Genomic DNA, 25,576 nt, shown 5'->3' on the forward strand with positions numbered 1-25,576 from the left:
GAAGCCGGAGCCACCGAAGGTCTGCAGCGAATCGGTCAGGTACTGGTAGGCCCGCTCCGAGCCGACACCCTTGACGATCGGCAGCAGCAGGTCGTTGACGCGGAACGCGAGGTCCTTGTCGGCGCCCGAGACGAGCTGAGCGATGTCCTCGTTCTGGTGCGCGGCTGTGTAGAGGTAGATGGCGCGCAGGCCCTCGGCGTAGGCCTTCTGCGTCATCAGCGAGCGGCGCACGTCCGGGTGGTGGGTGATGGTGACGCGCGGCGCGGTCTTGTCGGTCATCTGGGTCAGATCCGCACCCTGCACCCGCTGCTTGGCGTAGTCGAGCGCGTTCAGGTAACCGGTCGACAGGGTCGCGATGGCCTTGGTGCCCACCATCATTCGGGCGTTCTCGATCACGTCGAACATCTGCGCGATGCCGTCGTGGACCTCGCCGACCAGCCAGCCCTTGGCGGGCACGCCGTGGCCGCCGAAGGTGACCTCACAGGTGGCCGAAACCTTCAGGCCCATCTTGTGCTCGACATTGGTGACGAACACGCCGTTGCGCTCACCCAGGGTCTGAGTCTCGAAGTCGAAGTGGAACTTCGGCACGAAGAACAGCGACAGACCCTTGGTGCCCGGGCCGGCGCCCTCGGGGCGGGCCAGCACCAGGTGGAAGATGTTCTCGAACATGTCGTCGGAGTCACCGGAGGTGATGAACCGCTTCACACCCTCGATGTGCCAGGAGCCGTCCTCCTGCTGGATGGCCTTGGTGCGGCCGGCGCCGACGTCGGAACCCGCGTCGGGCTCGGTCAGCACCATGGTGGCGCCCCAGTTGCGCTCGACGGCGATCTCGGCCCACTTCTTCTGCTCGTCGGTGGCGTTGTTCCAGAAGATCTGGCCGAACGGACCACCGGCGGCGTACATCGCGACGGCCGGGTTGGCGCCCAGGATCATCTCGTTGAGGGCCCAGACCACCGAACGCGGCGCGGGCAGGCCGCCCAGCTCCTCGTTCAGGCCGACCTTGTTCCAGCCGGCCTCTTCGTAGGCCTTGAAGGACTTCTTGAACGACTCCGGAATGGAGACGCTGTGGGTGGTGGGGTCGAACACCGGCGGGTTGCGGTCCGCGTCGGCGAAGGACTCGGCGACCGGGCCCTCGGCCAGGCGGCGTACCTCGTCGATGATGTTCTTGACCGTGTCGGTGTCCAGGTCACCGTAGGCGCCGGAATCCAGCACCGAGCCGATGCCCAGCACCTCGAAGAGGTTGAACTCCAGGTCGCGGACGTTGCTCTTGTAATGGCCCATCTCTGTTACTCACTCTCCGTTGAGTTGGTGCGGGTCGGTGTGTGCCGTTCCCGCCCATGTGTCTCCACACCGGGTAGGCGAACGGAATATCCGCCGTCTACTCGCGGGTAACTTACACCGTATATTACCGATGAGTAATGGGCTTGGAAAGCGCTGACCGGGCGATGTGACGAGATGAACACGGCAACGGCAGCTCACCGCAATCACCCGTCCCGGGTGAGGTGCCCGCGGGCGGGTGCGGGCAGGGTTTCGGCAGGGTAGTTCACCTGCGCCGAAGGAGGCCGCTGTGCCGGATTCGAAGCCGAACATTCTGGTGATCTGGGGCGACGACATCGGGATCACCAATCTCAGCTGCTACAGCGACGGCCTGATGGGCTATCGCACGCCCAACATCGACCGGCTCGCCGAGGAGGGCATGCGGTTCACCGACTCCTACGGCGAACAGAGCTGCACGGCCGGGCGGGCCTCCTTCATCACGGGCCAGAGTGTCTATCGCACCGGCATGAGCAAGGTCGGGGTGCCGGGCGCCGGCATCGGTCTGTCGCCGGAGGACCCGACCATCGCCGAACTGCTGAAACCGCTCGGCTACGCGACCGGGCAGTTCGGCAAGAACCACCTCGGCGACCTCAACAAGTTCCTGCCGACGGTCCGCGGCTTCGACGAATTCTTCGGCAACCTGTACCACCTGAACGCGGAGGAGGAACCCGAACTACCGGATTATCCGCACAAGGACACCTATCCGCGGCTGTACGAGCTGCAACGCCCGCGCGGGGTGCTGCATTCGTGGGCGACCGATGAGGACGACCCCACCGAGGACCCCCGCTTCGGGCGCGTCGGCAAGCAGCGCATCGAGGACACCGGCCCGCTGACCAAGAAGCGGATGGAGACGATCGACGAGGACGTGGCCGAGGCGTGCGTGGATTTCCTCACCCGCCAGCAGCAGGCCGGCACCCCGTTCTTCGTCTGGCTGAACTTCACCCACATGCATCTGCGCACGCATACGAAACCGGAAAGTGTCGGGCAGGCCGGATTCTGGCAGTCGCCGTATCACGACACGATGATCGACCACGACCGCAATGTGGGCCGTGTGCTCGATGCCCTCGACGAACTCGGGCTCGCCGACAACACGATCGTCATCTACAGCACCGACAACGGCCCGCACGCCAACACCTGGCCCGACGGCGCGACCACCCCGTTCCGCAGTGAGAAGGACACCAACTGGGAGGGGGCGTTCCGGGTCCCGCAGGTGATCCGCTGGCCGGGCCATATCGCCGCCCGTTCGATCTCCAACGACGTAGTGCAGCACCATGATTGGCTGCCGACCCTGCTCGCCGCGGCCGGCGAACCCGATGTCGTCGAGAAGCTGAAACAGGGATTTGCGGTGGGGGACAAGACGTTCAAGGTTCACATCGACGGCTACAACCTGTTGCCGTACCTCACCGGCGAGGCCGAACACAGCCCGCGGCGCGGCATGGTCTATTTCTCCGACGACTGCGATGTGCTCGGAATCCGGTTCGAGAATTGGAAGATCGTGTTCATGGAGCAGCGCAAACAGGGCACGCTCGGGATCTGGGCCGAACCGTTCACCCCGCTGCGGGTACCGAAACTGTTCAATCTGCGCACCGACCCGTTCGAGCGGGCCGATGTCACCTCCAACACCTATTGGGACTGGTTCATCGACCACGACTACATCGCCTTCTACGGGTCGGCCATCGCGACGGCGTTCCTCGACACGTTCAAGGAATTTCCGCCGCGTCAGGAACCGGCCACCTTCACCATCAACCAGGCGGTCGCCAAACTGCACGACTTCCTCGCGCGGGATTGACGATGGCAGTCTCGCTGGAATCGTGGAACGACGGGGAAACCACCTCCGCCATCGTCGATTTCGTCGCGCGCGTCACCGATCGCGACGGGCCCGGGTATGTCGAACCGTCCGCACGTGTCGCGGTATTCGACAACGACGGCACGCTGTGGTGTGAGAAACCGATGCCGATCCAGCTCGATTTCACCATCCGGCGACTGGCCGAAATGGCGATGCAGGAACCGGAATTGCGCACGCAACAGCCGTGGCGAGCGGCCTACGAGCAGGATCTGCAGTGGCTCGGCGCGGCGATGGTCAAGCACTATCACGGTGACGACGACGATCTGAAGTTGTTGATGGGCGCGGTGACTCGCGCTTTCGGTGAGATCACCGTCGAGGACTACGACGCGCGGGTGGCGGCATTCTTCGCCGACGCCGGTCACCCGACGCTCGGTCGTCCGTATCACGGCTGTGGTTTCGCGCCGATGGTCGAATTGCTGTGGTATCTGCGTGACAACGGATTCACCACCTACATCGCCTCCGGCGGCGACCGGGATTTCATGCGCCCGGTCGCGGGTGATCTCTACGGTGTGCCGCCGGAACGAGTGATCGGCAGTGCGCTCGGGCTGACCTATCGCGAACAGGAAGGCCGCAGCGACCTGCTCTACAAATCCGCGATGGACTTCTTCGACGACGGACCGGAGAAACCGATCCGAATCTGGAGCCGGATCGGCCGCCGTCCCATTCTGTCGGTCGGCAATTCCAACGGCGATCTGCCCATGCTGTCGTTCTCCGAACTCGCGGGCGCGCCGTCGCTGCGCATGCTCATCCTGCACGACGACGCCGAGCGTGAATTCGACTATGTCGCCGGCGCCGAGGATGCCCTCGCGCACGCGCGTCGCAACGACTGGACGGTGGTCAGCATGAAAAATGACTGGGCGCAGATCTTCACACCCGATTCGTAGGAACGGCCCGTGAATGTGAACATGTCGACCGCCACCGACGTACGGCAGATCCCCGCACAGACCTTCACCATGGGTTCCGACCGCCACTATCCGGAGGAGCGGCCCGCCCACCGGGTGGCCGTAGATGCCTTCGCCATCGAGGTTCGGCAGGTCACCAACGCCCAGTACGAACGGTTCGTCGCCGAAACCGGATACCGCACCGTCGCCGAACGTCCGCTCGATCCCGCCGACTTCCCGGGGGCGCCGGTCGAGAACCTGCAACCCGGCTCGATGGTATTCACCGGGACCTCCGGCCCGGTCGACCTGCGGCATCTGAACCTGTGGTGGCGCTGGACGCCGGGCGCCTCGTGGCGCCATCCCGAGGGGCCCGGGTCGTCGATCGTCGACCGGCCCGACCACCCGGTGGTCCATCTCGCGCACGAGGATGCCGCCGCCTACGCGATCTGGCGGGGCCGGGCGCTGCCGAGCGAGGCGCAGTGGGAAGCCGCGGCCCGCGGCGGTGTGGATGGCGCCGAATTCACCTGGGGAGAGGAGGGCGAAGCGGGTGATGCGCGACTGGCCAACTACTGGCACGGCGCCTTCCCGTGGCGTCCGGACCCCGGTTACGGTCGCACCGCTGCCGTCGGTTCGTACCCGCCCAACGCCTACGGCCTGTTCGATATGGCCGGCAACGTGTGGGAATGGACCGACGACTGGTACGCCGAACGTCATTCGGACGGCGGCGGGTGCTGCGTCCCGCGCAATCCGCGCGGTGGGGACCAGGAACGGAGTTTCGATCCGCGCCAGCCGCAGTTCCGGGTGCCGCGCAAGGTGATCAAGGGCGGTTCGTTCCTCTGCGCCGACAGTTACTGCCGCCGGTACCGGCCCGCGGCGCGGCGCCCGCAGATGATCGACACCGGCATGAGCCATATCGGCTTCCGGTGCGTGGCCGCGGCGAGCTGAACGGCGATTACCGTGGACCACGTGCGCATCGAGACGACTGCGGGGGATGCCGAGGTGGAGATCGAGCGGGGTACCGGCGATCGTTTTCTGCTGCTGCTCACCCACGGTTCCGGGGGCGGGGTGGAGGCCGGGGATCTGCTGGCCGTCCGCGATCGCGCGGTAGCGCTGGGCGGGGTCGTCGCGCGGGTGGTCCAGCCGTATCGAGTCGCCGGTCGGCGGGCGCCGGGATCGGCGACCGTGCAGGATGCGGCCTGGCTCGAGATCGTCGCCGCCCTGCGGGCACAGGTACCCGGCGTACCGCTGATCCAGGGCGGTCGCAGCAACGGCGCCCGGGTCGCCTGCCGGACCGCCGTGGCAGCCGGTGCGAAAGGCGTACTGGCGCTGTCTTTCCCACTGCATCCGCCCGGCAAGCCGGAGAAGACGCGGCGTGACGAACTGGTGGCAGCGTCCGCGCACGTCGATGTGCTGGTGATCAACGGCGAGCGCGATCCCTTCGGCATTCCGGATCCCTCCGATGCGGCCGAGGTGAAAGTCGTTCCTCGCCAGCCACATTCCTTCCGCACCGGATTCGATCTGATCGCGCAGACGGTGGAACCGTGGCTGCGCCGATGGACAACGCTGGATTGAGCGGAGCCGAAAATCTCTGCGGACTACGAAATCTCAGGTCCCAGCTCCGGGAAGACCCCGATGTCGTGCCGCGATCCGGGAGGTAATTTCGACTGCGGTCGGGATTTCGAGAGGAGAGTGATCCATGATCGCAGGCCCGATTCGCGCCGCTCGCCGTCCCGTGGCCGGTGTCGCACTGGCTGTCCTCGCCGCGACCGGTATCGCCGTCGCCGGGGCGGGAGCGGCCGAGGCGAGCGTTCCGTGTGGCGCGGCCCCGCCGTGCACTGCCGACGGCTTCGGCTCCGACGGGTTCAACGCCCAGGGTGTCGACCGGTTCGGCCGCGATCGCTCGGGTTTCGATCGGTCCGGATACGACTCGTTCGGCCGCGACCGCTCGGGCTTCGACCGGTTCGGTTACGACCGCTCCGGCTACGACTCGTTCGGCTACGACCGGTTCGGTTACGACCGCAACGGCTACGACCGGTCCGGATACGACCAATTCGGCCGGGACCGATTCGATCACCCCCGGGCGGATCCGCCCGCACAGTCCCACCGACCGGCGCCGCTACCCACCGGCAGCGCCGGACTGTGAGGCGTCGCCACCCCGGATCACGCGTCCGGGGTGGCCGTCGCTTGCTCCTCCAGATCGGGCACGGTCGCGGTGGCGACCACGAGGGCGTCGATGGCGTCGCGCCCCTCGGTCTCGCGGATCACCCGCTGCGCGGTGTCGACCCGGATATGTTCTGCCGCAGCGAGATCCGTCACCACGTCGTCGGGAGTGAACAGGATCGCCGGATCCTGTGGCCCGCCGTAACCGTCGGCGATATTGGTGGTGTCGTGCCCGAGGACGAGAAGGGTGCCACCCGGGCTCAGCCGCTCGGCCGCCGAGAGCAGCAGGGTGCGCCGCTGTTCGGCCGGCAGGTGGATGTAGACGGCGAGAATCAGTTCGAACGGGCCGTCGATCCCGGCGCCGGCCAGATCGGTGACGTCCGCGCATTCCCAGTCGATCCGGCTGCGCACCGACCGCGACAGCCGCGAGGCGACCGTGCGCCCCTTGTCGATGCCGACCTGGGAGAAATCGACCGCCCGCACCTGCCAGCCGTGCGTGGCCAGCCACAGCGCGTGCCGCCCCTCGCCGCACGCCAGATCCAGGGCACGCGGCAATTCCGGTGGCTCTTCCCCGGGCGCGTCCGGCACCAGGTGGACGCGGCGCTCCAATCCGAAGATGTGCTCGACGACCGTCGCGTTCGGCGGTGCGCCCCACACCAACTCGCTCTGCGCGTAGCGCTCGTCCCACTCGGCGGCGTCCATGGGGCGAGTCTAGCCAGCGACAGCGCGACGCCCGGCCGGGCGGAACCGACCGGGCGTCAGGCTGTTCGAGGCGAACTACAGCGTCGTGCGCATCAGGACGACGTTGTACTGGCTGTGTACCGTGGTGAGGAAATACAGGTCCCGCCCGGTCTGGTACGGGAAGATCGAGGGGGCGTACGCGGTCGGCAATTCGCGCGTATCGATCAGCACCTCGGGCGGACTCCACAGCCCCTCCGGGGACGACGCCCGGCGCATCACCACCGAATTCCACGGATCGGTGGTCAGCATGACGAACTGCCCGAGGTAGTCGTTCCACATCACCGACATCTCGGCTACTCCGCCGGTGATCGGGCGGGCGGCGTTCACATCGTTCTTGCGCCAGGCGCCGCCGTCCCAGTACTCGTATTCGGCGAGATTCTGGATGTCGTTCTCCCGCACGCGCGCGAGGTAGGCGAAATGATTGCGGCCCGACGGCGTGCCGTATTCGTACACCCAGCCGCCGCTCTTCACGAAGGCGTTCATCTGGAAGTTGGCATTGCCGCCCTCGTTGGGCCGGCGGGTGAAATCGAGGTCGGCCCAGGTTTCCCCGTTGTCGGCGGAAGCCGCCAGGCCCGAGTAGTTGGTGGTCCACTGGCCGACGTCGTCCCAGCTCTTCACCGACATCAGGCTCATGTACTGCACGCCGTTCACCGAGATTCCCGCGGTCGGGATGCGGCTGATCTCGATGAACGGAATCTTGGGGCTGGGAATCAGGTCCCGCGCCTGGCCGAACACGTCGCGCACGGCGCTGTCGAAATAGATGCCGCCCGAGGGATCCTCGGTGTGACTGCGCACCAGGATATTGCTGCGCCACGCCCAGAAACTGCCGGCCAGCAGATTCGGCAACCCCACGCCGGCGGTATCGCCGAAGGCGGTGAGCATCTCGCCGCGGCCGTTGTCCCACATGATTCCCAGGTCGGTGCCGAGGACGTTGTAGTTCTCGGTGGCGTTCGGGCTGGCCATTCCGGTGACCTGGAATATCGCTCGCGAACGGCCGACCAGATTCGGTAATCCGGTGGTGCCGTTGAGAACCGGAATAGGATTGATGGCATTCGGGTTGGCGGCCGCGGGCGCGGTCACTGTCAGAAGTACGGCCGAGGCGCCCGCTATCGCGGACAGCAGGACGGATACGGTCTTGGACAAATGCAGCCCTTCCCGTTCTCGCCGATGCGCCCCCGTTCACCGGCTTCGCTGGCAAAGTGTGAAAATGCTAACAGCGAATCGCAGCTAAAGGGGTTTTCTGCTCGAGTTTTCGGGTAATTCCCGGGTCGGCCGTGTGTCCCTTTGTCGGATCTACCGACGGCCGAGCGCCTGCCGGACCAGAAGTGGTATCTGCGTGGCCCGTTCGATTCCCAGGGTGCGTCGGGTGCCCGCATGCCAGGTGCGCTCGAACAATTGTTTGGCGGCGGCGACGGCGGGCGCCGGGCGCGCCGCGATGCGATCGGCCAATGTCTCGGCATCGGCGCGCGGATCCTCGCTGACCTCGGTGATCAATCCGATGCGGGCGGCATAGGCGGCGTCGACGGGGTCGGCGGTCATGGTCAGCAGGAGCGCCTTGTCCGCGCCGATCAGGCGGGACAACGTGACCGCGCCCGACATATCCGGGATCAGGCCGTGCGCGACTTCCATCACGGCGAAATCGGAATCCGGTGTGGCGAAACGGATATCGGCGGCCAACGCCAATTGCAGTCCGCCGCCGAAACAATGGCCGTGCACCGCCGCGATCACCGGCTGCGGCAATCGCCGCCACGCCCAGCACGCCTCCTGAAAGGTATTGGTGCCCAACCACGGTAGCGGCAGGAAATTGCGCACGATACTCAGCGGGTCGCCGGTCGCCTTCGCGATATCCAGACCACTGGAGAAACTGGGCCCGTTGCCGGCGAGGATGACGGAGCGAATCTCGTCGCGTTTTCCGATCACCCGTGCCACCCGCACGAGATCGTTCAACATGTCGATGGTGAGCCCGTTGTGTTTGTCGGGCCGGTCGAGTTCGACGTAGGCACGATCACCGTCGAAGGTCAGGGATACGTCGCTCATCGCTCACTCCGTACTGATCGGGTCGGCCTCCCGTGGTTACCCGTGGGTAGGCATCTGCTCGAGGATCATCTTCGCGCAACCGGCCGGGTCGTCGTAGAACGGGGTGTGGCCGCTGCCCGGCAGGGTGACGTGCCGGGCCTGGGGAAGCCACTGCCGCGCCCGGCGGCTCTGCGTCCGATAGGTGAGCAGGATGTCGCGGTTGCCCCAGGCGATCGTGACCGGAATGCGGGCGAGGCGCCCACCGTCGCGCAGCCGCGCGTGATCGAAAGAGGCCAGGGCCGAACGGAATCCGGGGGCGCCGAGGACGCCGTCCACGGTCGCCACCGCGGTCCGGGTGTCCAGCGCCCACGGCCGGCCGAACACGATGCTCAGGAAGGCGGTCCGCCCGGCCGGCGTGCCGAGGATGGCCGGCAGTTGCTTGCGCAGCCCCCGGCCCAGGGTGGCCGCGCGGCCGAGCGCCTGCTGACACCAGATGCGCCCGGCGTCGGACCAGAAGCCGATCGGTGAATACGCGGTCACCGAACTCGCCACACCGCGGGCGCCGAGGTTCAGCGCGATCAGGCCACCCATGGAGTTGCCGGCGAGGTGGGGACGTTCCAGGCCCTGCTCGGTGAGGAATGCGTGCACGGCGTCGGTGAGGGTGTCGACCGTGGTGTGCGGTAGCGGGTCGGACCCGCCGAAACCGGGAAGGTCGACCGCGATCACGTCGAAATGGGCTGCCAGCGAGTCGATGACCGGTTCCCACACCTGCCAGCGACTGCCGACGCCGTGGATCAGGACCAGTGGTTCACCGGTGCCGACCCGGTGATGGTTCAACATCATTCGAAACTCCCGCACCGAGACTCGGACGCCGACGAGGAACGGGGACACCCTAGCAATCATTGACGCAATGCCAACAGGGGTCGCAGACCCGCGGGCGCTGGATCTGTGCGGGGCGCCGTTGTGAAGGCTCCGTGTTCGCGACACTCGGACTGTTGTCCGGCCGCGTGATGCGGCAGTATCACCTGCGCGGTTCGTGTCCGGTTCCGCCGGAGCGCGCCATAGCTGATACGCCTGAGAATTGAGGAACAGTTGAGGATTTCGCTGATCGCCGCCGTCTGCATCGCCCTGCCGCTGCTGGGTGCGTGCGGCTCCGACAAGGATTCGGAGCCGACCGTCACCCAGGCCGACCTGTCGAAATCCCTGCAGTCCAGCGGCCTCAAGGATGCGAAACTCGCCGATTGCGCCGCCAAACTGTATGTGGACGAAGGTATTTCGCAGGACGGCCTGCGCAAGATGACCAAGCCCGGCAGCAATGCCCAGGTGGCCGACGGTTCGATGGGTGGCCTGAGCAAGGAGGACTCCGACAAGGCGCGCGCGGCGACCCAGAAGATCGCGACCACCTGCGTCGCGGCGCCGCAGTAGTACCGCGCGCCGATCACCGATCGCTCGACGAATTCGACCGCCCGAACGCCTCCGGACCGATCTACCGTGGGGTATGGCCACAGCGGAGTACCAGCACCTGCTCGTCGAGCGCAACGGTGAGACCGTTCGCATCACGATGAATCGGCCGGACCGGCGCAATGCGCTCTCGGCCGAGCATCTGAGGGAGTTGTTGTCGGCATTTCGCTGGGCGGGCGGCAGTGATGCCAGCGGGATCGTTCTGGCCGCGAACGGTCCCGTCTTCTCCGCTGGGCACGATTTCGCCGATGTCGCCGCCCGTGACCTGCTCGGTGTCCGCGACCTGCTGACCCTGTGCACCGAGGTCATGTCGACCGTCGAGTCCCTGCCCCAGGTCGTGGTCGCGCGTGTGCACGGCCTGGCGACCGCCGCCGGATGCCAGCTGGTGGCCTCCTGCGATCTCGCCGTGGCCGCCGAATCGGCCGGCTTCGCTCTCCCGGGCGGTAAGGGCGGCTGGTTCTGCCACACCCCGGCCGTTCCGGTGGCCCGGGCGATCGGCCGCAAACGCCTGATGGAACTCGCCCTCACCGGCGATCCGATCGATGCTCGCACCGCCGCCGACTGGGGCCTGATCAATCGCGCCGTCCCCGACGCCGATCTCGATCGGGCGGTCGCCGACCTGCTCACCAGGGCCACCCGGGGCAGCCGGGCGAGTAAGGCGCTGGGTAAGCGGACGCTGTACGCCCAGCTCGACCGTCCGGAGGACGACGCCTACGCGATCGCGCTCGAGGTCATGGCCGCCGCGTCCCAGCTGCCCGGTGCGCGCGAGGGTATGGATGCCTTTCTGAACAAGCGCACGCCGATCTGGCCGGACTAGCCGGCCGTCGGCGGGGAGGGCGCCGATTCGGCCGCGATCGAGCCGAATCGGCGTCGGCCTAGTGCCCCGCGGTGTTCGGGTCCTGCTGGGCGAGCACGAAGGTGCCCTGCCCGTCCGGGCCCAGTCCGGTGTCGAGAATCTTGTCGTCCAGGAAGTCGACGACATGCTCGTCGAGGAAGACCCGCGGGCCTTCCGCATTGAGCACCTGATCCTGGTCCGACGGCCCCGCGGCTACTGCGAGCTGCAGTGTCTCGGCGCCGTCGGTGGTGGAGATGCGTAGTCCAGCATCGTCGGGCATCCCGTCCGCGGAGGTGATGGTGCGAACGGCCTCGATGGCAGTGGGCGTGATCATGAGCATCTGTCCGGTTTCCTTCCGCCGTCGTCACAGGTCACGGTCGGTGCGATGGATCCGTGCCGCGGACCGGCCCTCCTACCCGGCCGCCTGACGTCCACGGCACCCAGCACCTCGGGAGGGGTAGCCACGATTCGCCTCGACTAACCTCTCGGCCGGAATCGGTACCGTACGGGGTCCTCCGGCGTTTCGCTCGCCGCGGTCGGAGGTATCTCGCCGAGCGGTGGATCGAGGTGACCGTCCGGCATCGACTTCGGCGTCAGCTGACGCGGACCCCGGCCGCGGAGATCGGCCGCTGGTGGTTCACCGGCAGCCGAAGTGCAAGAGAGGCAAGGGAATTCGTCTGGATGGGCGGGGCGCGCACCCGACGGGCGCTATCGCGGAGGAGAAGGGAGAGCCGGTGACGGGAATCGAACCCGCACTCTCAGCTTGGGAAGCTGATGTTCTACCACTAAACTACACCGGCTGGTGCGTGAGGCACTGCAGAGAAGATAGCAGAGGCCGTCCCCGAGGTCACAACTTCCCACCTAGAACGGCCCGCCCCCGATGGGCCGAGTCGCCACCAGGCCGGGCGGCCGTCGCGGCGGCCGCCCGGACCGGGCGATGCGGTTGCTACATCACGGGCAGCGGCGGTGATTTCGGGAAGACGACCGGCAACGAGGACAGCGCACGGTGGAACGGGCCGGGCCGCCATTCCAGTTGTGCGGCCGGGACGGCCAACTGGATCTCCGGCAGTGCGTCGAAGAGTTGGTCGATGGCGTTCTGGACCGTCAGATAGGCCACCGATTTGGCGGGGCAGGCGTGCGGTCCGGTGCTCCAGGCCAGATGCGAGCGGTTGCCGATACTGCTCCCTGCGTCGCCGCGGATCTTCGGATCGTTGTTGCACGCCGCGAGGCTGATCAGAACCGGCTGGTTGGCGGGCAGCCACACGCCGTCGATCATGATCGGCTGCCGGGGATAGGTGGTGCAGAAGTTGGCCATCGGCGGGTCGTTGAACAGGATCTCGTCGAGGGCGTCGGTGGTGGACAGGTTGCGGCCCAGGATGTCGCCGAACCGGAATCGCTCATCGGTGAGGATGAGCATCAGCGCATTGTTGATGAGGTTGCGCTGGGCCTCGAAGCCCGCGCCGTAGAAGGACATCAACTGGGCGAACACCTCGACATCGTTGAGGCCGTTCGGGTGATGGGCCAGGTGTGAGGTGACGTCGTCGCCGGGCTGCTCGCGCCGGAACGCGATGAGTTCCATGAGCGCTTCCTTGAGCATGTCCATACCCTGTTGACCCCTGACGGTGTCGAACCGGGCGGCCATGCCGTTGGCGACTCGGGTCCCGATGTCGGCGGGGCAGCCGACCATCCGGTTGAGGACCTCGAGGACGAGCGGGAACGAGTACTGCATGACGAGATCGGCGGATCCCTGCTCACAGAAGGAGTTGACCAGCGGAACGGCAACCCTTTCCACGATCGCGGGCACGCTGTGGAGGTCGATGTGGTCGATCGCGGTGACCGACGGAGCGCGGTAACGGGCATGGGACGCACCGGTGTTGTACCGGGCCGCCGGGTACCACTCCATCATCGGGCGCACGGGTGAATCCTGCGGAATGGTTTTCTGCCAGGTGCGCGGATCGGAGGGGAAGTGGTCCGGGTCGTTGAGGATGCGAACCGCGACGGAGTAGTCGATGACCAGGGTGGCAGCCACGCCGGGGGCGAGCTCGACGGGAACGAGGGAGGGGTACTGCCCTCGCATCTCGCGATAGGCGGCGTGTGGATCGGCGACGAATTCGGCTGTGTACATCGGGAATCGGTCGTCGTCGGCATCGAAGGGCGAGCCGTGCTGCACGGGGCATATTCCGGTCGCCGTGGTGTAAGGCTCGGGGAGGGGTGACTGTGGTGTGGTCAAAGACGGGACTCCAGACGGATGGAACAGAAATTCGACGAGAGCTCGGCGGGTGCGGCACGTGACGCACTCACATGGGCGGTACGAGGAAGACTGTGTGCCGGACCGTCTCGACGCCCACAGATCTGCAGACTTCGATGACCTGTCGTGCGGTGCCTGGCGGTTCGCCCACGCAAGCAACATAGCAGCGACGCGGCGACGGTGTCTGCGAACGTGGGAGTAGGGTGCCGCCGCCGGCGTCGGGAGTCGATCGGATGTGCTTGTGGGTCAGTGCTTTCCGCTCATATCCGGCGTCTGCACCGCCGCGACCGCCGCGCCCGGATCCGGGAGGTGCTCCGAGTCCGGTGTGTGCGGCGGACGGGACGACAGGTCGCCGCCGCGAGATATGCCGAGCAGACGGAGCATCGGCGCCGTCGAGGCGGTCGTCACCAGTGCCATCATCACCAGCAGTGAATACAACTGGGTGCCGATGAGGCCCGTGGTCAAGCCCACGTTCAGAATCACCAGTTCGGTCAGACCTCGGGTGTTGAGCAGCGCTGCCACGGCGGCGGCCGCCCGCGACCGCATTCCGGTCAGCCGGCCTGCGACGTAGACGCTGCCGACCTTTCCCACCACGGCCACACCGATGACCACGACCAATTCGCCGATCGAGGTCGCGTCGACCGAGCCGAGATCGACGGCCAGCCCGGCGATCACGAAGAAGCCGGGCATCAGCAGGAGGCACAGAATTCGCACACCGGACTCGACCGTCCGGCGGCGTTCGCGCGGGAAGATGACACCGAAGGCGAAAGCGCCGAAGATCAGGTGCAATCCGATCCATTCGGTGATCGCGGCGAGCCCGAGTGCACCACCCACGCCGAGCGCGAGCATCGTCTGCTGGGTGCCCGATTCCGAGATCCGGGCCAGCAACGGTCGCACGAACCACCACAGCAGGCCGACCAGCGGGAGGAGCAGGACGAGCCGCCACCCGGCGCCACCCGGGTGTGCGAGTGCGAGCACGACGGCCAGGACCGACCATGCCACGACGTCGACCAGCGCCGCGCAGGCCAGGCTGAGCTGTCCGATCTCGGTGCGAACCAGATTGCGGTCGTGCAGGATTCGCGCCAGAACCGGGAAAGCGGTCACCGCCATCGCACAGCCGACGAACAGGGCGAAGTGAAGCCGGTTGCCGGTGGTGTGGCGTGCCAGGACGGTGACCGCGACCGCGCTTCCCAGCGCGAAGGGGATCGCGTAGGCCGCCGCCGACACCGCGGGTATCGAACGGCGGGCACCGCGGAAGATCTCCCGATCGAGTTCCAGGCCGGCGACGAACATGAACACGGCCACCCCGATATTGGCGAGCAGCGACAGATACGAGCGTCCGGCTTCGGGAAACAGGGTGGTGGACAGGTGATGTCCGATGACGGTGGGACCGGCGAGGATTCCGGCCGCGATCTCGCCGATGACCGGTGGCTGCCCGATCTTTTCGGCGAGCCGACCGAGCAGGTGTGCGGCCGCCATGATGAGAACCAAGTCGAGCAGGACCGTGATGGTGGGAGCGGGCACTCAGATCTCCTCGAAGGCATCATCGGGCAGAGCCGGTTCCGGCTGCGGACCGGTCGCGTGTGCGGGTGGGACGACCGCGGGATGGAAAACTTCGCGGATATAGCACACGGGATGGCGGCCGAGCGTCATGATGTATGCCCTGGACGCACTGGGCCGGCCGTCCGGCCACGGCCGCAGGCCCGCCCAGAGCAGGCGGCGGCGCTGGGGCAGGCCGCGGGTGAGCAGGCCGTGGCCGATCGGCATCCGGAGATCGTCGATGCCGCTGGCGGCGGCCGACTGTGGCACGGCCACAACGTAATTGATCGACACGGTCGCCAGCGCGGGGGTGACCAGACGGGAGCGCCGGACCAGCGCGCCCTCGGCATCCCGCAGCCGGAGTTCGTCGATGATGAATGTGGGCAGTGTTCGGGGCGGAACCTGGTGCTGGCGCAGGACGTGCACGCTCAACGTCGTCTCGAGGATGTGTTCGAGCGCCGTCGTCGTGAGGCCCTCGCCCGACAGCAGGGATCGGGTCGTGGGGTGGTGGAATCGCTCGATCTGCGTGGCCGGGTTCGTCCGGAATCCCGGCCCGCTGGGCGTCGGTTCGCTCAGTGGGCCGGGGACGGATCCTGTGACGGTCACTGTCGACTCCACGTCTCGGTTCGCACCGGGAGTCCTGGTGACGTCACCGCTACAGTGCGGCGCCGGCGCCCTTGCGGGGCGGTTGGACCGGGAGCGCCACGGCCTCGCGTTCGGCGTCGGAGCGCGGGCGGCTCGTCAGGCCGAACACCGGTTCGGTGGTGATGCGGATCTCGCCCATCGTGGTGTCGGACAGCGGATCACGCCAGTGGTCCCAGACCGGCGACATATCCAGTCCGCCCATGTACTTGATGTTGACCCCGTCGGTGTCCGGGGCGGTGTGCAGGCGCTCCGCCTCGGAGACGATGACCTCGGTGCCGGTACGGTCCTGATCGCCCGTGGTCTCGCCGACATCGGTCAGACCGGCCATGATCCGGGTGAACGACTGCTCGGGTGAATCGCCGTCGTGGACGTCGGTGAGCTTGTGCGCGTGCGCGAAGTATTCCTCGGAACCGATGTAGTGCTCGTACATCCGGGAGACCAGGGAGAGGAACCGGGTGTAGCCGCGGCGGTAGGTGTATTCGTAGTACGCCAGCGCATCGGTCTCGGACATCTCACCGCGCAGTGTGGTCGCGATCGCCGCCGCGGACACGAGCCCGGAATAGGTCGCCAGGTGGACTCCGGTGGACAGCAACGGGTCCAGGAAGCACGCCGCGTCGCCGACGAGGACGTAGCCGGGTCCGCAGAACCGGTCGGCGACATAGGAATAGTCCTGTTCGGCCCGCACGTCGGCGATCTGCTCCGCACCCTCGAGCATTTCGCACATCGGCTTGCTCTCCCGGATGGTCTCCAGGTAGTACGACTGGCGCGAATCGTGCGCGCGCAGCTTTTCCGCGGCCAGCCGCGCCGAGACCACATAGCCGACGCTGGTACGACCGTCGGCGAGCGGAATGTTCCAGAACCAGCCGCCCTCCGGGGTCGACACCACGTTGATCGCGCCCTCCGGGCTGTCCGGGTGCAGATGGGCGCCCTTCCAGTACGACCAGACCGCGACGTTGCGGAAGGCGGGATGTTGGCGACGCATGCCGAAGTGTTTGGCCAGCAACCCGTCTCGGCCGGTGGCGTCGACGAGGAAGTCGAATTCGGCGGTGTGGACGGTGTCGTCGCCGGCCTTGACCCATTCCGCCGCGGTGGGACGCTCACCGTCGAACAGGATGTTCTTGACGGTCGCCTGTTCGATGACCTGCGCGCCCTGGTCGGCGGCGTTGCGCAACAGGAGGTCGTCGAAGGCGGCCCGGTCGACCTGCCAGGACCATGCCTCGGCATCGACGAGCTTGGACCAGTCCAGCAGCCAGGTGTCGTTCTGCCACTGGAAGTAGCCGCCGCGTTTGATCTGGAAGCCGTGTGCGGCGACCTTGTCGTAGGCGCCGGATATCCGCAGCGTGGACAGGCACGAGGCCAGCAGTGATTCTCCGATGTGGTAGCGCGGGAACGTATCCCGCTCCAGGAGGGTCACCTGCACGCCGGACCGTGCGAGCAGTGCGGCGGCGGTGGACCCCGCCGGGCCGCCGCCTACCACCAGAACGCGCGGAATTTCGTTGTTCCCCATAGCAACTCCCTGGAACTGCGTACGAACGGACGGTGCGCCGGAACGGCTACCGGACCGGGTCCGGATGGCATGTCCTACGACAAAACCCGAAACCTCCGTAGCCGCTTGTTAACTCGAACTCGGCACACGGGAAATCAGTTTATCAGTAGTACTTGAATCCTCAAGGGAAACAGCAAGTTTCGATGCAAGTTCATATCGGTTTGGAGTAGCTAGAAAATAGCTGCTGACGATACGAAAATGCCGCTGTCTGTGATGCGCGGCCGGGGGTCACGACAGGGGACGCGACGTTGCGTTACGTGAGTGCCGTTTTCGGCGAGCAAAGTGAAAGGGGCGGTGACGACGGCCCGAGACGGGGCAGCGGTCCCAGTTCGGTCACATCCGGCATCACCCCACTTCCACCGACTCATCCAGAGTAAGGCCTGTGTCCGGTTCCCGCGTGGCATCCGCCGGATTCCGGCGTCTCCCGTCCAGGTACGCCCTGGTCGCGCGGTATGTGACGCAGAATCGTTGGGGCCGAACGAGATTGCGGTATGCGGGCGACCTGACGGGCACCCGGGCCGGGCCGCGGTCGCCGTGCGTCAGGGCGCTGACACACGGCACCGCGACCCGTGCCGGTGGCGCTAACCGGTGGTCGTCTCGGCGGTCAGTGCTGCGGTCGTCTCGGCAGCGCGCTGCGCGTCCGCAACACTGCAGCGGCCGAGACCGCACGCGGTCGCGACGCCGAACGCGGTGCGCCCGGCCGCCTGTTCGAACAGTTGCAGAGCGTGAGCGCTGTCGTCGGCGGAATCGGGTGACACCACCCCCGCGATGACGTTCCAGTCGGGGTCCAACCGGCGCAGGGGCGCATAGAACGCGGCGTCCCGCGGCGCGGGTTCGGCACCGAACGCACACGGAATGTGCACCGCCGGAAAGGGAGTGCCGTGTGCGCGCAGGCGGCGGGCGGTGTGCTTCAGCAGGGTGACCGCGGGCGCCAGCGAACGCGGGCTGAGCAGCGCCTTGTGCTGGTAATCGCCGTAGCACAGGTGGACCACCGCCTGTGCCCCGATCTCGTGTATGCCGGTGAGTACCCCGGCCAGCTGGCGAGCCAGCAGCGGCCCCGCCGCCCATTTCGCGCCCAGTTGGTCGGCCTTGACCATGCCCAGCAGCGCGAACGGTGATTCGACCTGCCAGACCACGCGATCGCCGTAGCGCGCGTTCACCTCCGCGATCTCGTGCAGTGCGGCCTCGGTGAACACCGGCAGATGCCGCAGCGCGGCCGCGATGAGATCGGAGCGGCGCAGTGCCGGACCGAGCGGGAAACCGTTCGACACCGCCGCACCGGCGAAGACGAACATCGCCAGATCCAGCGGATTGGGTTGGCTCAGTTGCAATCTCGTCCCGTCCAGTTCGGGCCGTCCGGCGCGCACCTCGTCGAAGGCGGCTACCACGGCGCCGATGCGGTCGAGCCGGTCCATCGCCACGTGCCGCGGTTCCAGCTTCGCCCCCGGGCGCAAGCCGTAACTCGGGAAATCACTGTAGTCGGCGTAATCGCCGGTGCGGACGACATCGAAGACGTCCTCGTGCTCTCTGCGCCGGCGGAGGTAGTCGAGGATCCAGTCCGGATCCAGATCACAGGGCAATCCGGTCACGGGATGGCCCGCACTGCGATCGGCGAACCACTGCAGCACCGCAGCATCCCCGGTCATCAACTCGGCTGGAACACTTCCGACATAATGCGCACACCTGGTCATCGCACTCCTCGTAATTCCGTTTGCCCGTCTACATTCTCAGCCAGATCGTTTGCAGGTGAAAGAATTCCGGGAACCGTGAGGTAGGCGCGGTGCTGCGAGGGAGGTGCCGGCGGTGCTACGGAACGGCGGGGGTGCCGCCGGGAGCTACCGGCAGGCCGGCCGCCTTCCAGGCCCGGAACCCGCCGATCAGATCGGTGGCGCGGCCCAGTCCGAGACGCTGTGCGTCCGCGGCGGCCAGGCTGGAGGCGTACCCCTCGTTGCAGACGATGATGACCTCGGTATCGGACGTCAGGTCCGGGAGCCGATGCGCACCGCCGGGGTCGAGCCGCCATTCCAGCACGATGCGCTCGACGACGACCGCGCCCGGGATCTCACCCTCGGCGAGGCGGTCGGCGTACGGGCGGATATCCACCACGAGGGCGCCCTCGGCCGCCCGGTGCGCGGCGGTGACGGGCTTGACGCGGTTCAATCCGGCGCGTGCCCGGGCGAGCAGATCCTCGGCGCTCATACCGTCACTCCTCGGCGATCGGGCGATGAAGGGGCTACCGGCATGGTCACACACCGGTGAAATCCCGCAGCGACCGGTATTCGCGGACCGGTCGCAGCGGTGGCGAGTACGCGTGCACCGTGGTGGCCGGCCGAGCGCTGCGGTTGTGCAGCTGGTGGGCGCGTTCGGGGCCGAACGCGATCGTGTCGCCGGCGCGGCGACCGGCCGAGCGTACCGGGCCGGTGGGGTAGCGATAGTCCTCGTCGAGTTCGCCGATCGAGACGGTGAACGAACCCGACGCACCGCCGTGGTCGTGCGGCTCGGTGCCTTGTCCGGGCGCCCACGACAGCAGCCACAGTTCCACGCCCATCGTCAGCGCGAGCCGGGTCCACCAGCGCCGCGTGGTGTCGAACCGCACGATATCCAGCAGCGGTGTCGCCAGTTCGCTCGCCACCACCGCGGTGAGCTCGTGCAGTTCGGCCGGTGTCCACAGCGTGCGCTCGGCCACCACGGCATCGCGGAGTAGCGGCACGTCGACGCCCGGATGAATATCTTTCGCGTGCTCGAGTCGCACAGGCACGGACGTCGTCACCACTACCCCTTCCACACCGCGGTCACGCGAATTCTTCGCCGCCACACCCGGTTTGCCACCATCCAGACTCACCGTGAGCGAAACTCCGCGGGCCGCGCCGAGGAACGAGTGGCGGGACGGACACGTGAACGAGACACCGTGTCCGACTGCCTGCGTCCCGATAATCGATTCCTGGTTTATCCGCGAGCGGCCCGGCTTCGAATCATTAGGTGTTACGCCGGTGGCAGAGGTGTTCGTCGCGACGGCGTGACGTCAGCTGCTGTCTCGCCGAATCACCGCGGTGATCCGGCCACGGATGAGGTGCTCGGATGACCAGTGCTGCCGGAATCGATGGGATGGGACCGATCGACTATCTCGTCATCGAGTTCCCCGCGGGCCGCCCGCCGGACGGTTCGGCATTGCCGGTGCTGCGCGATCTGGTCGGCCGGGGCATCATCCGGGTACTGAATCTGGCGTTTCTCCGGAAGGAGGGCGACGGGTCGCTGACCGGCATCGATATCGCCGATATCGGACTCGAGTGCGAAGCGAGCGTGGCCTTGTTCGCGGAGGAGACGACAGGTGTGCTCGACGACGGCGATCTGCGGGAGGCGGGCGCCGCATTGCACCCCGGGCGTTCGGCCGCCGTTCTGATCTACGAAAACACCTGGGCCGCACCGCTGTCGGTGGCCTTGCGACGCAACGGCGCCGAAACGGTCGCGGCGGGTCGCATTCCGGTCGAGGCTATTCTGACGACCATGGACAGTCTCGACGACAAGAACTGACACCGGCGATTCAGCTGCCGAGGACGTGGAGGCGCACCTCGTCGGTCCATTGCACGTACTCGACCCGCGTCCCGTCGGGGTGGCGGGCGTAGACGACCTCGCCGGTGGCGGAGGTGACCGGCTCGCCGAGGATCGAGCCGCCGACCTCGGCGAGGAAGTCCGGGAGCGCGCCCAGATCGTCCACGATCACCGGGCCGACGGTGCCGCGATATCCGTCGATCGCCGCGTCCGGCCCCGCGACGACGAGAAAGCTACCGACAGCGGCGATTTCGGCCTCCTCGAAATGAAAGCCGAGGTCGGCCGGCGCGCCGACGAGTCGTTCGTAGATCGGCAGAGCCGCATCCATATCCGCGACGAACAGACGGGCGTAGGTCTCGAGAATTCGCACGCCTCGCACGCTACGGTCGATCCCTACGCTGGGTAAGTACGCACTTCCAGGTGAGAGGTAGGCGGTGAGCGGGACCGAGCAGGAGCAGGCGGCGGCTGTCGCACGCCGAATCTTCGCAACCCTGTCCACCAAGTGGGCGCTGGCCGTGCTGGAGGCGATCGGTGACCGGGAGTGCCGGTTCGCCGAACTGCACCGCGCCGTCGAGGGCATCAGCTACAAGATGCTGACCCAGACGTTGCGCACTCTCGAAGCCGACGGCATCGTCGCCCGCTACGACCACCACACCGCGAATCCGCGCGTCGACTATTCGCTGACCGCGGCCGGGCTAGACCTGCTCGCCACGGTCCACCAGCTGTGCACCTGGTCGCGCGCGCATCTGCGCGAGTTGCTCGACGAGGCGCCCGAGCAGGCGGGCACGTAGCCCGGGTCCCGCGGTAACGGCCGGTCGAACGCGGATCGTCACCCGCGCTCGACCGAAGCGGTGCGAGGCCGTGCTGCTCCCGGCCCGGCACCGAAACCCGTCACCGCACGTTGGGCTCGTCCGCGAGGTAGGGCGGGGCCGGCTCGTACTGCATGTGTTCACGCACCCGCCGGGCGTGATCGCGGCCGTGCAGGGCCCCGATCAGCCACAGCGCCATATCGATGCCCGCCGAAATGCCTTGGGAGGTCACGAGATCGCCGTCCACGACGTACCGGCTCCCGGTCACCACGGTGACGTCGCCGCGGGCCTGGAGCGATTCGTGGAACAGGCGGTGCGTGGTGATGCGCCGTCCGGTCGCCAGACCCGCCTTGTGCAGCAGGAACGCCCCCGTGCACACGCCCGCGGTCCAGTCCGCCCCGGCCGAGGTGGTGCGAATCCAGTCGACCAGGGCCGGATTGTGGACCTGGACGCGGGTGCCCTGGCCGCCGGGCACCAGCAGCACGTCGAGGGCGGGGTGGTCGTCGAAGGTGTGGTCCGGCAGAACGCGCATGCCGTTGACGCAGCGGATCGGATCGGTGCGTTCGGCGATCAGCACCGCGCGGTCCTGGTACTCGCGCAGCATCGCCGAGACCATGAACACCTCCCACGGCCCCGCGAAGTCGAGTTCCTCGACGTCCTCGAACAGCAGTACCCCATATGTCGTCATGAACGTGGTTCCTCCGAGAGCTGACGTGGATCGGACGATTCGATGCTGCCCGGCGCTCGCCGCACCGGGCCCTCTTCCCGCCACTGATGACGGTTGTGCCAGCGCGCCAACGGTTTCGGCGCCCACCAGTTGGCGCGCCCCATCACCTTCATGAAGGCCGGCACGAGAAGTATGCGAACGAGGAAGGCGTCCGTCAGCACGGCCAGCGTCAAGCCGAAGCCGAGGCCGCGGGCGAACGACACCTGCGACACCATCATCGCGGCGAAGGCGATGGCCATGACGGTGGCGGCGGCCGTCACGATCCGTCCGCTGCGGGCGAGCCCCACCGCGACGGCCTGCCTGCTCCCGGCGTCGGAGCGATCCGAGCGCAGCCATTCCTCGCGGATGCGGGAGAGGACGAACACCTCGTAGTCCATGGCGAGGCCGAAAGCCATGCAGCCCAGCAGAATCGGCATCGTCACCACGGTGCGCCCGATGGCGGTGGTGCCGAGCCCGCCCAGGTGGTGATCCTGGAACACCCACACCATCGCGCCGATCGCCGCGGTCAGCGACAGGACGTTCATGACGATGGCCTTCAACGGCAGCACGACACTGCCGGTCATCATGAACAGCAGTGCGGCGGTGGCCAGCACCATCAGGGTCAGCGCGAGCGGTAGCCGGTCGCTGATGCCGTGCACCGCGTCCAGATCGCGTTGGGTCAGGCCGCCGAACAAGGTTTCGCCCGGCGCCGCAACGGCTTTGAGTTCGGCCAGCTGGTCGCGCCCGGCCTGCGAGAACGGGTCCTTCGTCGTCTGTACCGTCAGATACGCCGCATCCGCATGGGCGGCCGCATCCGTCGCCCGGGTCGAGACCACCTGCCCCTTCGCGACGGTGGCGCCGGGGGATTGCACGGCGACGACCCCGTCGACCAGAGACAACCGCTGGGCGTAGGCGGTCAGCTCGGTGGCGGGCGGGGCGGCGTCCGGGAACACGATCGGGGTTCGCCCCTGGCTGTCCACCGGGAACTGCGCGCGCAACACGTCACCGGTCTGTCGCGACTGCGTACTGCCCGGCAGCGCCCGGTCGTCGGGATAGCCGAACCGCGCTCCCAGCAGCGGCAGGCTCAGGATCACCAGGAGTCCGGACACCAGCACGATCACCGGGACGGCCCGGCGCATGGCGAACATCGCGCCCCGATACCAGGCGGTGCGCACCACCTCGGGAGCCGTCGCGCCGGAGCGGCCGAACAGCCGCCGGATCGGCGGCCGGACGTCGAGGCCGTCGAGCCGGTCGCCGAGTACGACGATCAGCGCCGGCGCCACCACCAGCGCGCCGATCAGGCAGAACGCGATGGCGCCCAGACCGCCGAAGGCCAGCGAACGCATGAAGTACATCGGGAACACCAGCATCACCGACATGGCGATGCCGACGGTCAGCGCCGAGTACGCCACGGTCCGCCCCGCGGTGTTGAGCGTGCGGATCAGCGCCTGCTCCGGTGTCAGGCCGGCGGCCTTCTCCTCGCGGAAACGGCTGATGATGAACAGCGTGTAGTCGATGGCCAGCGCGAGGCCCAGGGCTTGCGCGACGTTGACCGCGAAGACCGCGACATCGGTGAACGACACCAGGATTCGTAACCAGGCCACCGATCCGGCGAGTGCGAACATCGAGATCGCGAGGGGCACCGCGGCCGCCAGGACGCTGCCGAACACCCACACCAGCACGATGAAGGTCAGCGGGATGGCGATCATGTCCATCTTCACCGCGTCCACCTGCGACTGGTGGTTCAGCTCGTACAGCGAGACCGCCTGACCACCGGCGGTGACCGTGACGCCGTCGCGATCGCCGATCAGGGGGGTGGCGATGTCGTGGGCACGCTGCATGGCGTCCTTGTCGGTGCCCGCCACCAGACCGGCGATCAGCCCGGTGCGTCCGTCCCGGCCGGCCAGTGCCGACCGTTGCTGCGCCGGTTCGTCCCAGTAGGAGACGACCTGGTTGACCTGCGACGACTGATGCAATGCGGCGAGGATCGCCCCGGCCCGGTCGCGGGCGGGCGCGCTGTCCACACCGTCCGGCGCGGTGACGGCGAACACGAGGGAGAAACCGCCGGCGCCGAAGCGATCGGACAGGATCCGCTCGGCTCGGGAGGATTCGGCATCGGGTGGGTCGTAACCGCCGGCCGGTAGCTGTGTGAGCACCGAGGTGCCGAAGCCGCCGGCCAGCAGCAGGAACAGGAATGCGGCGATCAGGGTGATGCGCGGCGCTCGCAGTACGACCGCCGCCAGGCGGGTGAACATAAGGCTCCCAAAGGTTGCGGGGCGGGCTCCGGCGGGTTGCACGCCCGCCGGGGCGTCAGTAGCATTCCGGAAGTCTCTCCTACTTATAAGTTATTTGTAGCATCGTGTTCCAGAATGGAGAAGCTGATGGTCGAAGCGGTCACCGCGGAGAAGATCGACGCCTACGACCTCGGATATATCGCCGGCAGCAGGCTGGAGACCGAGGACGGCGTGCACATCTACTACGAGCGCTACGGCATCGAATCGCCGACGACGATCGTGCTCATCCCGAACCTCTTCCTGATCGCCCCCCTGTGGCGCAACTTCAGCGCCGAGCTCGCGACCAAGTACTCCGTCGTCTCCTACGACATGCGCAACAAGGGGGCGTCGACGCAGGTCGACGGGGTGGTGGACTTCGAGCGGCACATCCACGACCTGCGCGCCGTACTCACCCACCTCGGGGTCGAGCGGCCCTATCTGGTCGCCTCGTCGGACTCGACGCTGCTGGCCCGGGAGTACGCCCTGGCCTATCCGGACGAGGTCGGCGGGCTCGCGCTGTACGGCCCGGTCTTCAACGCGATCGGCGGCCGGCGGCGGCGCCGGCTGATCCAGGCGTGGCTGTCGACGGTGACGAACGTCGGCCCGACGGCGCTGTTCAACGAGATGTATCCACTCATCTACTCGCACCACACCGTCGAATTCGGTGGCTCGCCCGCCTATCTCGCGCTGAAGGAACGATTCATCGCGTTGAGTTCGCAGCAGCAGTTGATCACCAACCTGAAGACGTCGCTGACGGTCAGTGACGAACCGGACCGCCTGCGCCAGATCGCCTGTCCGGTCCTGCTTTCCGCCGGCGAGAACGACTTCCAGACCTCCGCGGCGATGATGGGCGAGGTGGCGGCCATCATGCCCGATGCCGAAGTGGAGGTGATCCCGAATTCGGGCCACGCGCCGTACTTCGAGGCCACCGCCGAATTCGAGGCCTCGATCGACCGGTTCGTCCGCGCGACACTCGCCCGCTGACCGTCGCGGCCGAGGTCGAA

At 67.3% G+C, this 25,576-nt stretch carries 26 protein-coding genes and 1 tRNA gene; 10 read left to right on the forward strand and 17 right to left on the reverse strand.

Annotated elements, in window-relative coordinates:
• On the reverse strand, positions 1-1,281 hold a 1,281-nt coding region (locus IRT45_RS27190; RefSeq protein ID WP_194808706.1), incomplete at its 3' end, for an acyl-CoA dehydrogenase family protein.
• 286 nt (positions 1,282-1,567) lie between these two features.
• Here IRT45_RS27190 and IRT45_RS27195 point away from each other — a divergent pair.
• From IRT45_RS27195 to IRT45_RS27215, 5 genes are all read left to right on the forward strand, one after another.
• Positions 1,568-3,106 (forward strand): arylsulfatase, encoded by a 1,539-nt coding sequence (locus tag IRT45_RS27195; protein ID WP_194808707.1) that lies wholly within the window; start codon positions 1,568-1,570, stop codon positions 3,104-3,106.
• A 2-nt stretch (positions 3,107-3,108) separates the two neighbouring features.
• Complete coding sequence (locus IRT45_RS27200; protein WP_194808708.1) at positions 3,109-4,047, forward strand: HAD family phosphatase; 939 nt, start codon at positions 3,109-3,111, stop codon at positions 4,045-4,047.
• A 21-nt stretch (positions 4,048-4,068) separates the two neighbouring features.
• Positions 4,069-4,989: a formylglycine-generating enzyme family protein gene (locus IRT45_RS27205; RefSeq protein ID WP_194808753.1), complete on the forward strand. Its 921-nt coding sequence runs from the start codon at positions 4,069-4,071 to the stop codon at positions 4,987-4,989.
• A gap of 21 nt (positions 4,990-5,010) precedes the next feature.
• Positions 5,011-5,616, forward strand: a complete 606-nt coding sequence (locus IRT45_RS27210) for an alpha/beta family hydrolase (RefSeq protein ID WP_194808709.1) — start codon at positions 5,011-5,013, stop codon at positions 5,614-5,616.
• 124 nt (positions 5,617-5,740) lie between these two features.
• Positions 5,741-6,187, forward strand: coding sequence for a hypothetical protein (locus tag IRT45_RS27215; protein ID WP_194808710.1), 447 nt, complete (start codon positions 5,741-5,743; stop codon positions 6,185-6,187).
• Positions 6,188-6,204: 17 nt separating this feature from the next.
• Here the strand turns inward: IRT45_RS27215 and IRT45_RS27220 are convergent, their stop codons facing one another.
• The 4 genes from IRT45_RS27220 to IRT45_RS27235 all read right to left on the reverse strand — a co-directional run bounded on the left by IRT45_RS27220 (position 6,205) and on the right by IRT45_RS27235 (position 9,804).
• Positions 6,205-6,906 carry a class I SAM-dependent methyltransferase gene (locus IRT45_RS27220; RefSeq protein WP_194808711.1) on the reverse strand — a complete coding sequence of 234 codons (702 nt, stop codon included), beginning with the start codon at positions 6,904-6,906 and terminating at the stop codon, positions 6,205-6,207.
• Positions 6,907-6,981: 75 nt separating this feature from the next.
• Positions 6,982-8,088 (reverse strand): DUF4185 domain-containing protein, encoded by a 1,107-nt coding sequence (locus IRT45_RS27225; protein WP_194808712.1) that lies wholly within the window; start codon positions 8,086-8,088, stop codon positions 6,982-6,984.
• A 150-nt stretch (positions 8,089-8,238) separates the two neighbouring features.
• The gene (locus IRT45_RS27230) at positions 8,239-8,982 is read right to left on the reverse strand and encodes a crotonase/enoyl-CoA hydratase family protein (RefSeq protein ID WP_194808713.1); all 744 of its coding nucleotides are present in this window, start codon (positions 8,980-8,982) and stop codon (positions 8,239-8,241) included.
• A 36-nt stretch (positions 8,983-9,018) separates the two neighbouring features.
• Positions 9,019-9,804 carry an alpha/beta fold hydrolase gene (locus IRT45_RS27235; protein ID WP_194808714.1) on the reverse strand — a complete coding sequence of 262 codons (786 nt, stop codon included), beginning with the start codon at positions 9,802-9,804 and terminating at the stop codon, positions 9,019-9,021.
• Between the two features lie 249 nt (positions 9,805-10,053).
• Here IRT45_RS27235 and IRT45_RS27240 point away from each other — a divergent pair, with 249 nt between their 5' ends.
• Both IRT45_RS27240 and IRT45_RS27245 read left to right on the forward strand, forming a co-directional pair.
• Complete coding sequence (locus tag IRT45_RS27240; protein WP_063010918.1) at positions 10,054-10,386, forward strand: hypothetical protein; 333 nt, start codon at positions 10,054-10,056, stop codon at positions 10,384-10,386.
• A gap of 73 nt (positions 10,387-10,459) precedes the next feature.
• Positions 10,460-11,239 carry an enoyl-CoA hydratase-related protein gene (locus tag IRT45_RS27245; protein WP_194808715.1) on the forward strand — a complete coding sequence of 260 codons (780 nt, stop codon included), beginning with the start codon at positions 10,460-10,462 and terminating at the stop codon, positions 11,237-11,239.
• Between the two features lie 58 nt (positions 11,240-11,297).
• On the opposite strand, the gene IRT45_RS27250 is transcribed toward IRT45_RS27245, so the two are convergent.
• From IRT45_RS27250 to IRT45_RS27290, 9 genes are all read right to left on the reverse strand, one after another.
• Positions 11,298-11,597: a hypothetical protein gene (locus IRT45_RS27250; RefSeq protein WP_039781502.1), complete on the reverse strand. Its 300-nt coding sequence runs from the start codon at positions 11,595-11,597 to the stop codon at positions 11,298-11,300.
• A 389-nt stretch (positions 11,598-11,986) separates the two neighbouring features.
• A tRNA-Gly gene (locus IRT45_RS27255) sits at positions 11,987-12,057 on the reverse strand.
• A gap of 146 nt (positions 12,058-12,203) precedes the next feature.
• Positions 12,204-13,487 carry a cytochrome P450 gene (locus IRT45_RS27260; protein WP_194808716.1) on the reverse strand — a complete coding sequence of 428 codons (1,284 nt, stop codon included), beginning with the start codon at positions 13,485-13,487 and terminating at the stop codon, positions 12,204-12,206.
• A 264-nt stretch (positions 13,488-13,751) separates the two neighbouring features.
• The gene (locus IRT45_RS27265) at positions 13,752-15,029 is read right to left on the reverse strand and encodes a cation:proton antiporter (protein ID WP_194808717.1); all 1,278 of its coding nucleotides are present in this window, start codon (positions 15,027-15,029) and stop codon (positions 13,752-13,754) included.
• On the reverse strand, positions 15,030-15,650 hold the full coding sequence (locus IRT45_RS27270) for a hypothetical protein (RefSeq protein WP_194808718.1): 621 nt from the start codon (positions 15,648-15,650) through the stop codon (positions 15,030-15,032).
• Between the two features lie 49 nt (positions 15,651-15,699).
• Positions 15,700-17,196, reverse strand: a complete 1,497-nt coding sequence (locus tag IRT45_RS27275) for an NAD(P)/FAD-dependent oxidoreductase (RefSeq protein ID WP_063001281.1) — start codon at positions 17,194-17,196, stop codon at positions 15,700-15,702.
• A 620-nt stretch (positions 17,197-17,816) separates the two neighbouring features.
• Positions 17,817-18,881, reverse strand: coding sequence for a hypothetical protein (locus tag IRT45_RS27280; RefSeq protein ID WP_194808719.1), 1,065 nt, complete (start codon positions 18,879-18,881; stop codon positions 17,817-17,819).
• A 160-nt stretch (positions 18,882-19,041) separates the two neighbouring features.
• Positions 19,042-19,434 (reverse strand): rhodanese-like domain-containing protein, encoded by a 393-nt coding sequence (locus tag IRT45_RS27285; protein ID WP_194808720.1) that lies wholly within the window; start codon positions 19,432-19,434, stop codon positions 19,042-19,044.
• A gap of 46 nt (positions 19,435-19,480) precedes the next feature.
• Positions 19,481-20,077, reverse strand: coding sequence for a cysteine dioxygenase family protein (locus IRT45_RS27290; protein ID WP_309241173.1), 597 nt, complete (start codon positions 20,075-20,077; stop codon positions 19,481-19,483).
• A 236-nt stretch (positions 20,078-20,313) separates the two neighbouring features.
• On the opposite strand from IRT45_RS27290, the gene IRT45_RS27295 reads away from it, so the two are divergent.
• A complete protein-coding gene (locus tag IRT45_RS27295) occupies positions 20,314-20,766 on the forward strand; it encodes a DUF6325 family protein (protein WP_194808721.1) in 453 nt (150 codons plus the stop codon).
• A gap of 10 nt (positions 20,767-20,776) precedes the next feature.
• Here the strand turns inward: IRT45_RS27295 and IRT45_RS27300 are convergent, their stop codons facing one another.
• Entirely contained in the window at positions 20,777-21,154 is a 378-nt protein-coding gene (locus tag IRT45_RS27300) for a VOC family protein (RefSeq protein ID WP_194808722.1), read from the reverse strand.
• 64 nt (positions 21,155-21,218) lie between these two features.
• On the opposite strand from IRT45_RS27300, the gene IRT45_RS27305 reads away from it, so the two are divergent.
• Complete coding sequence (locus IRT45_RS27305) at positions 21,219-21,575, forward strand: helix-turn-helix domain-containing protein (RefSeq protein WP_194808723.1); 357 nt, start codon at positions 21,219-21,221, stop codon at positions 21,573-21,575.
• A 100-nt stretch (positions 21,576-21,675) separates the two neighbouring features.
• Here IRT45_RS27305 and IRT45_RS27310 read toward each other — a convergent pair whose 3' ends face one another.
• A complete protein-coding gene (locus IRT45_RS27310; RefSeq protein ID WP_194808724.1) occupies positions 21,676-22,281 on the reverse strand; it encodes a DJ-1/PfpI family protein in 606 nt (201 codons plus the stop codon).
• On the reverse strand, positions 22,278-24,554 hold the full coding sequence (locus IRT45_RS27315; protein ID WP_194808725.1) for an MMPL family transporter: 2,277 nt from the start codon (positions 24,552-24,554) through the stop codon (positions 22,278-22,280). Before IRT45_RS27315 ends, IRT45_RS27310 begins: the two co-directional genes overlap by 4 nt.
• 114 nt (positions 24,555-24,668) lie before the next feature.
• On the opposite strand from IRT45_RS27315, the gene IRT45_RS27320 reads away from it, so the two are divergent.
• On the forward strand, positions 24,669-25,556 hold the full coding sequence (locus IRT45_RS27320) for an alpha/beta fold hydrolase (RefSeq protein WP_194808726.1): 888 nt from the start codon (positions 24,669-24,671) through the stop codon (positions 25,554-25,556).
• The last annotated feature ends 20 nt before the right edge of the window (positions 25,557-25,576 follow it).

The sequence above is a fragment of the Nocardia sp. BSTN01 genome (assembly GCF_015354405.1).
In the GTDB taxonomy this organism is placed as follows: domain Bacteria; phylum Actinomycetota; class Actinomycetes; order Mycobacteriales; family Mycobacteriaceae; genus Nocardia.

Bases quoted from the DNA above. Each gene is read 5' to 3' on its own strand.
- IRT45_RS27285 (WP_194808720.1), bottom strand. From the start codon at position 19,434: ATGAGCGCCGAGGATCTGCTCGCCCGGGCACGCGCCGGATTGAACCGC.
- IRT45_RS27200 (WP_194808708.1), top strand. From the start codon at position 3,109: ATGGCAGTCTCGCTGGAATCGTGGAACGACGGGGAAACCACCTCCGCC.
- IRT45_RS27205 (WP_194808753.1), top strand. From the start codon at position 4,069: ATGTCGACCGCCACCGACGTACGGCAGATCCCCGCACAGACCTTCACC.
- IRT45_RS27275 (WP_063001281.1), bottom strand. From the start codon at position 17,196: ATGGGGAACAACGAAATTCCGCGCGTTCTGGTGGTAGGCGGCGGCCCG.
- IRT45_RS27250 (WP_039781502.1), bottom strand. From the start codon at position 11,597: ATGCTCATGATCACGCCCACTGCCATCGAGGCCGTTCGCACCATCACC.
- IRT45_RS27235 (WP_194808714.1), bottom strand. From the start codon at position 9,804: ATGATGTTGAACCATCACCGGGTCGGCACCGGTGAACCACTGGTCCTG.
- IRT45_RS27315 (WP_194808725.1), bottom strand. From the start codon at position 24,554: ATGTTCACCCGCCTGGCGGCGGTCGTACTGCGAGCGCCGCGCATCACC.
- IRT45_RS27245 (WP_194808715.1), top strand. From the start codon at position 10,460: ATGGCCACAGCGGAGTACCAGCACCTGCTCGTCGAGCGCAACGGTGAG.
- IRT45_RS27230 (WP_194808713.1), bottom strand. From the start codon at position 8,982: ATGAGCGACGTATCCCTGACCTTCGACGGTGATCGTGCCTACGTCGAA.
- IRT45_RS27310 (WP_194808724.1), bottom strand. From the start codon at position 22,281: ATGACGACATATGGGGTACTGCTGTTCGAGGACGTCGAGGAACTCGAC.
- IRT45_RS27280 (WP_194808719.1), bottom strand. From the start codon at position 18,881: ATGACCGGGGATGCTGCGGTGCTGCAGTGGTTCGCCGATCGCAGTGCG.
- IRT45_RS27320 (WP_194808726.1), top strand. From the start codon at position 24,669: ATGGAGAAGCTGATGGTCGAAGCGGTCACCGCGGAGAAGATCGACGCC.
- IRT45_RS27220 (WP_194808711.1), bottom strand. From the start codon at position 6,906: ATGGACGCCGCCGAGTGGGACGAGCGCTACGCGCAGAGCGAGTTGGTG.
- IRT45_RS27215 (WP_194808710.1), top strand. From the start codon at position 5,741: ATGATCGCAGGCCCGATTCGCGCCGCTCGCCGTCCCGTGGCCGGTGTC.
- IRT45_RS27295 (WP_194808721.1), top strand. From the start codon at position 20,314: ATGACCAGTGCTGCCGGAATCGATGGGATGGGACCGATCGACTATCTC.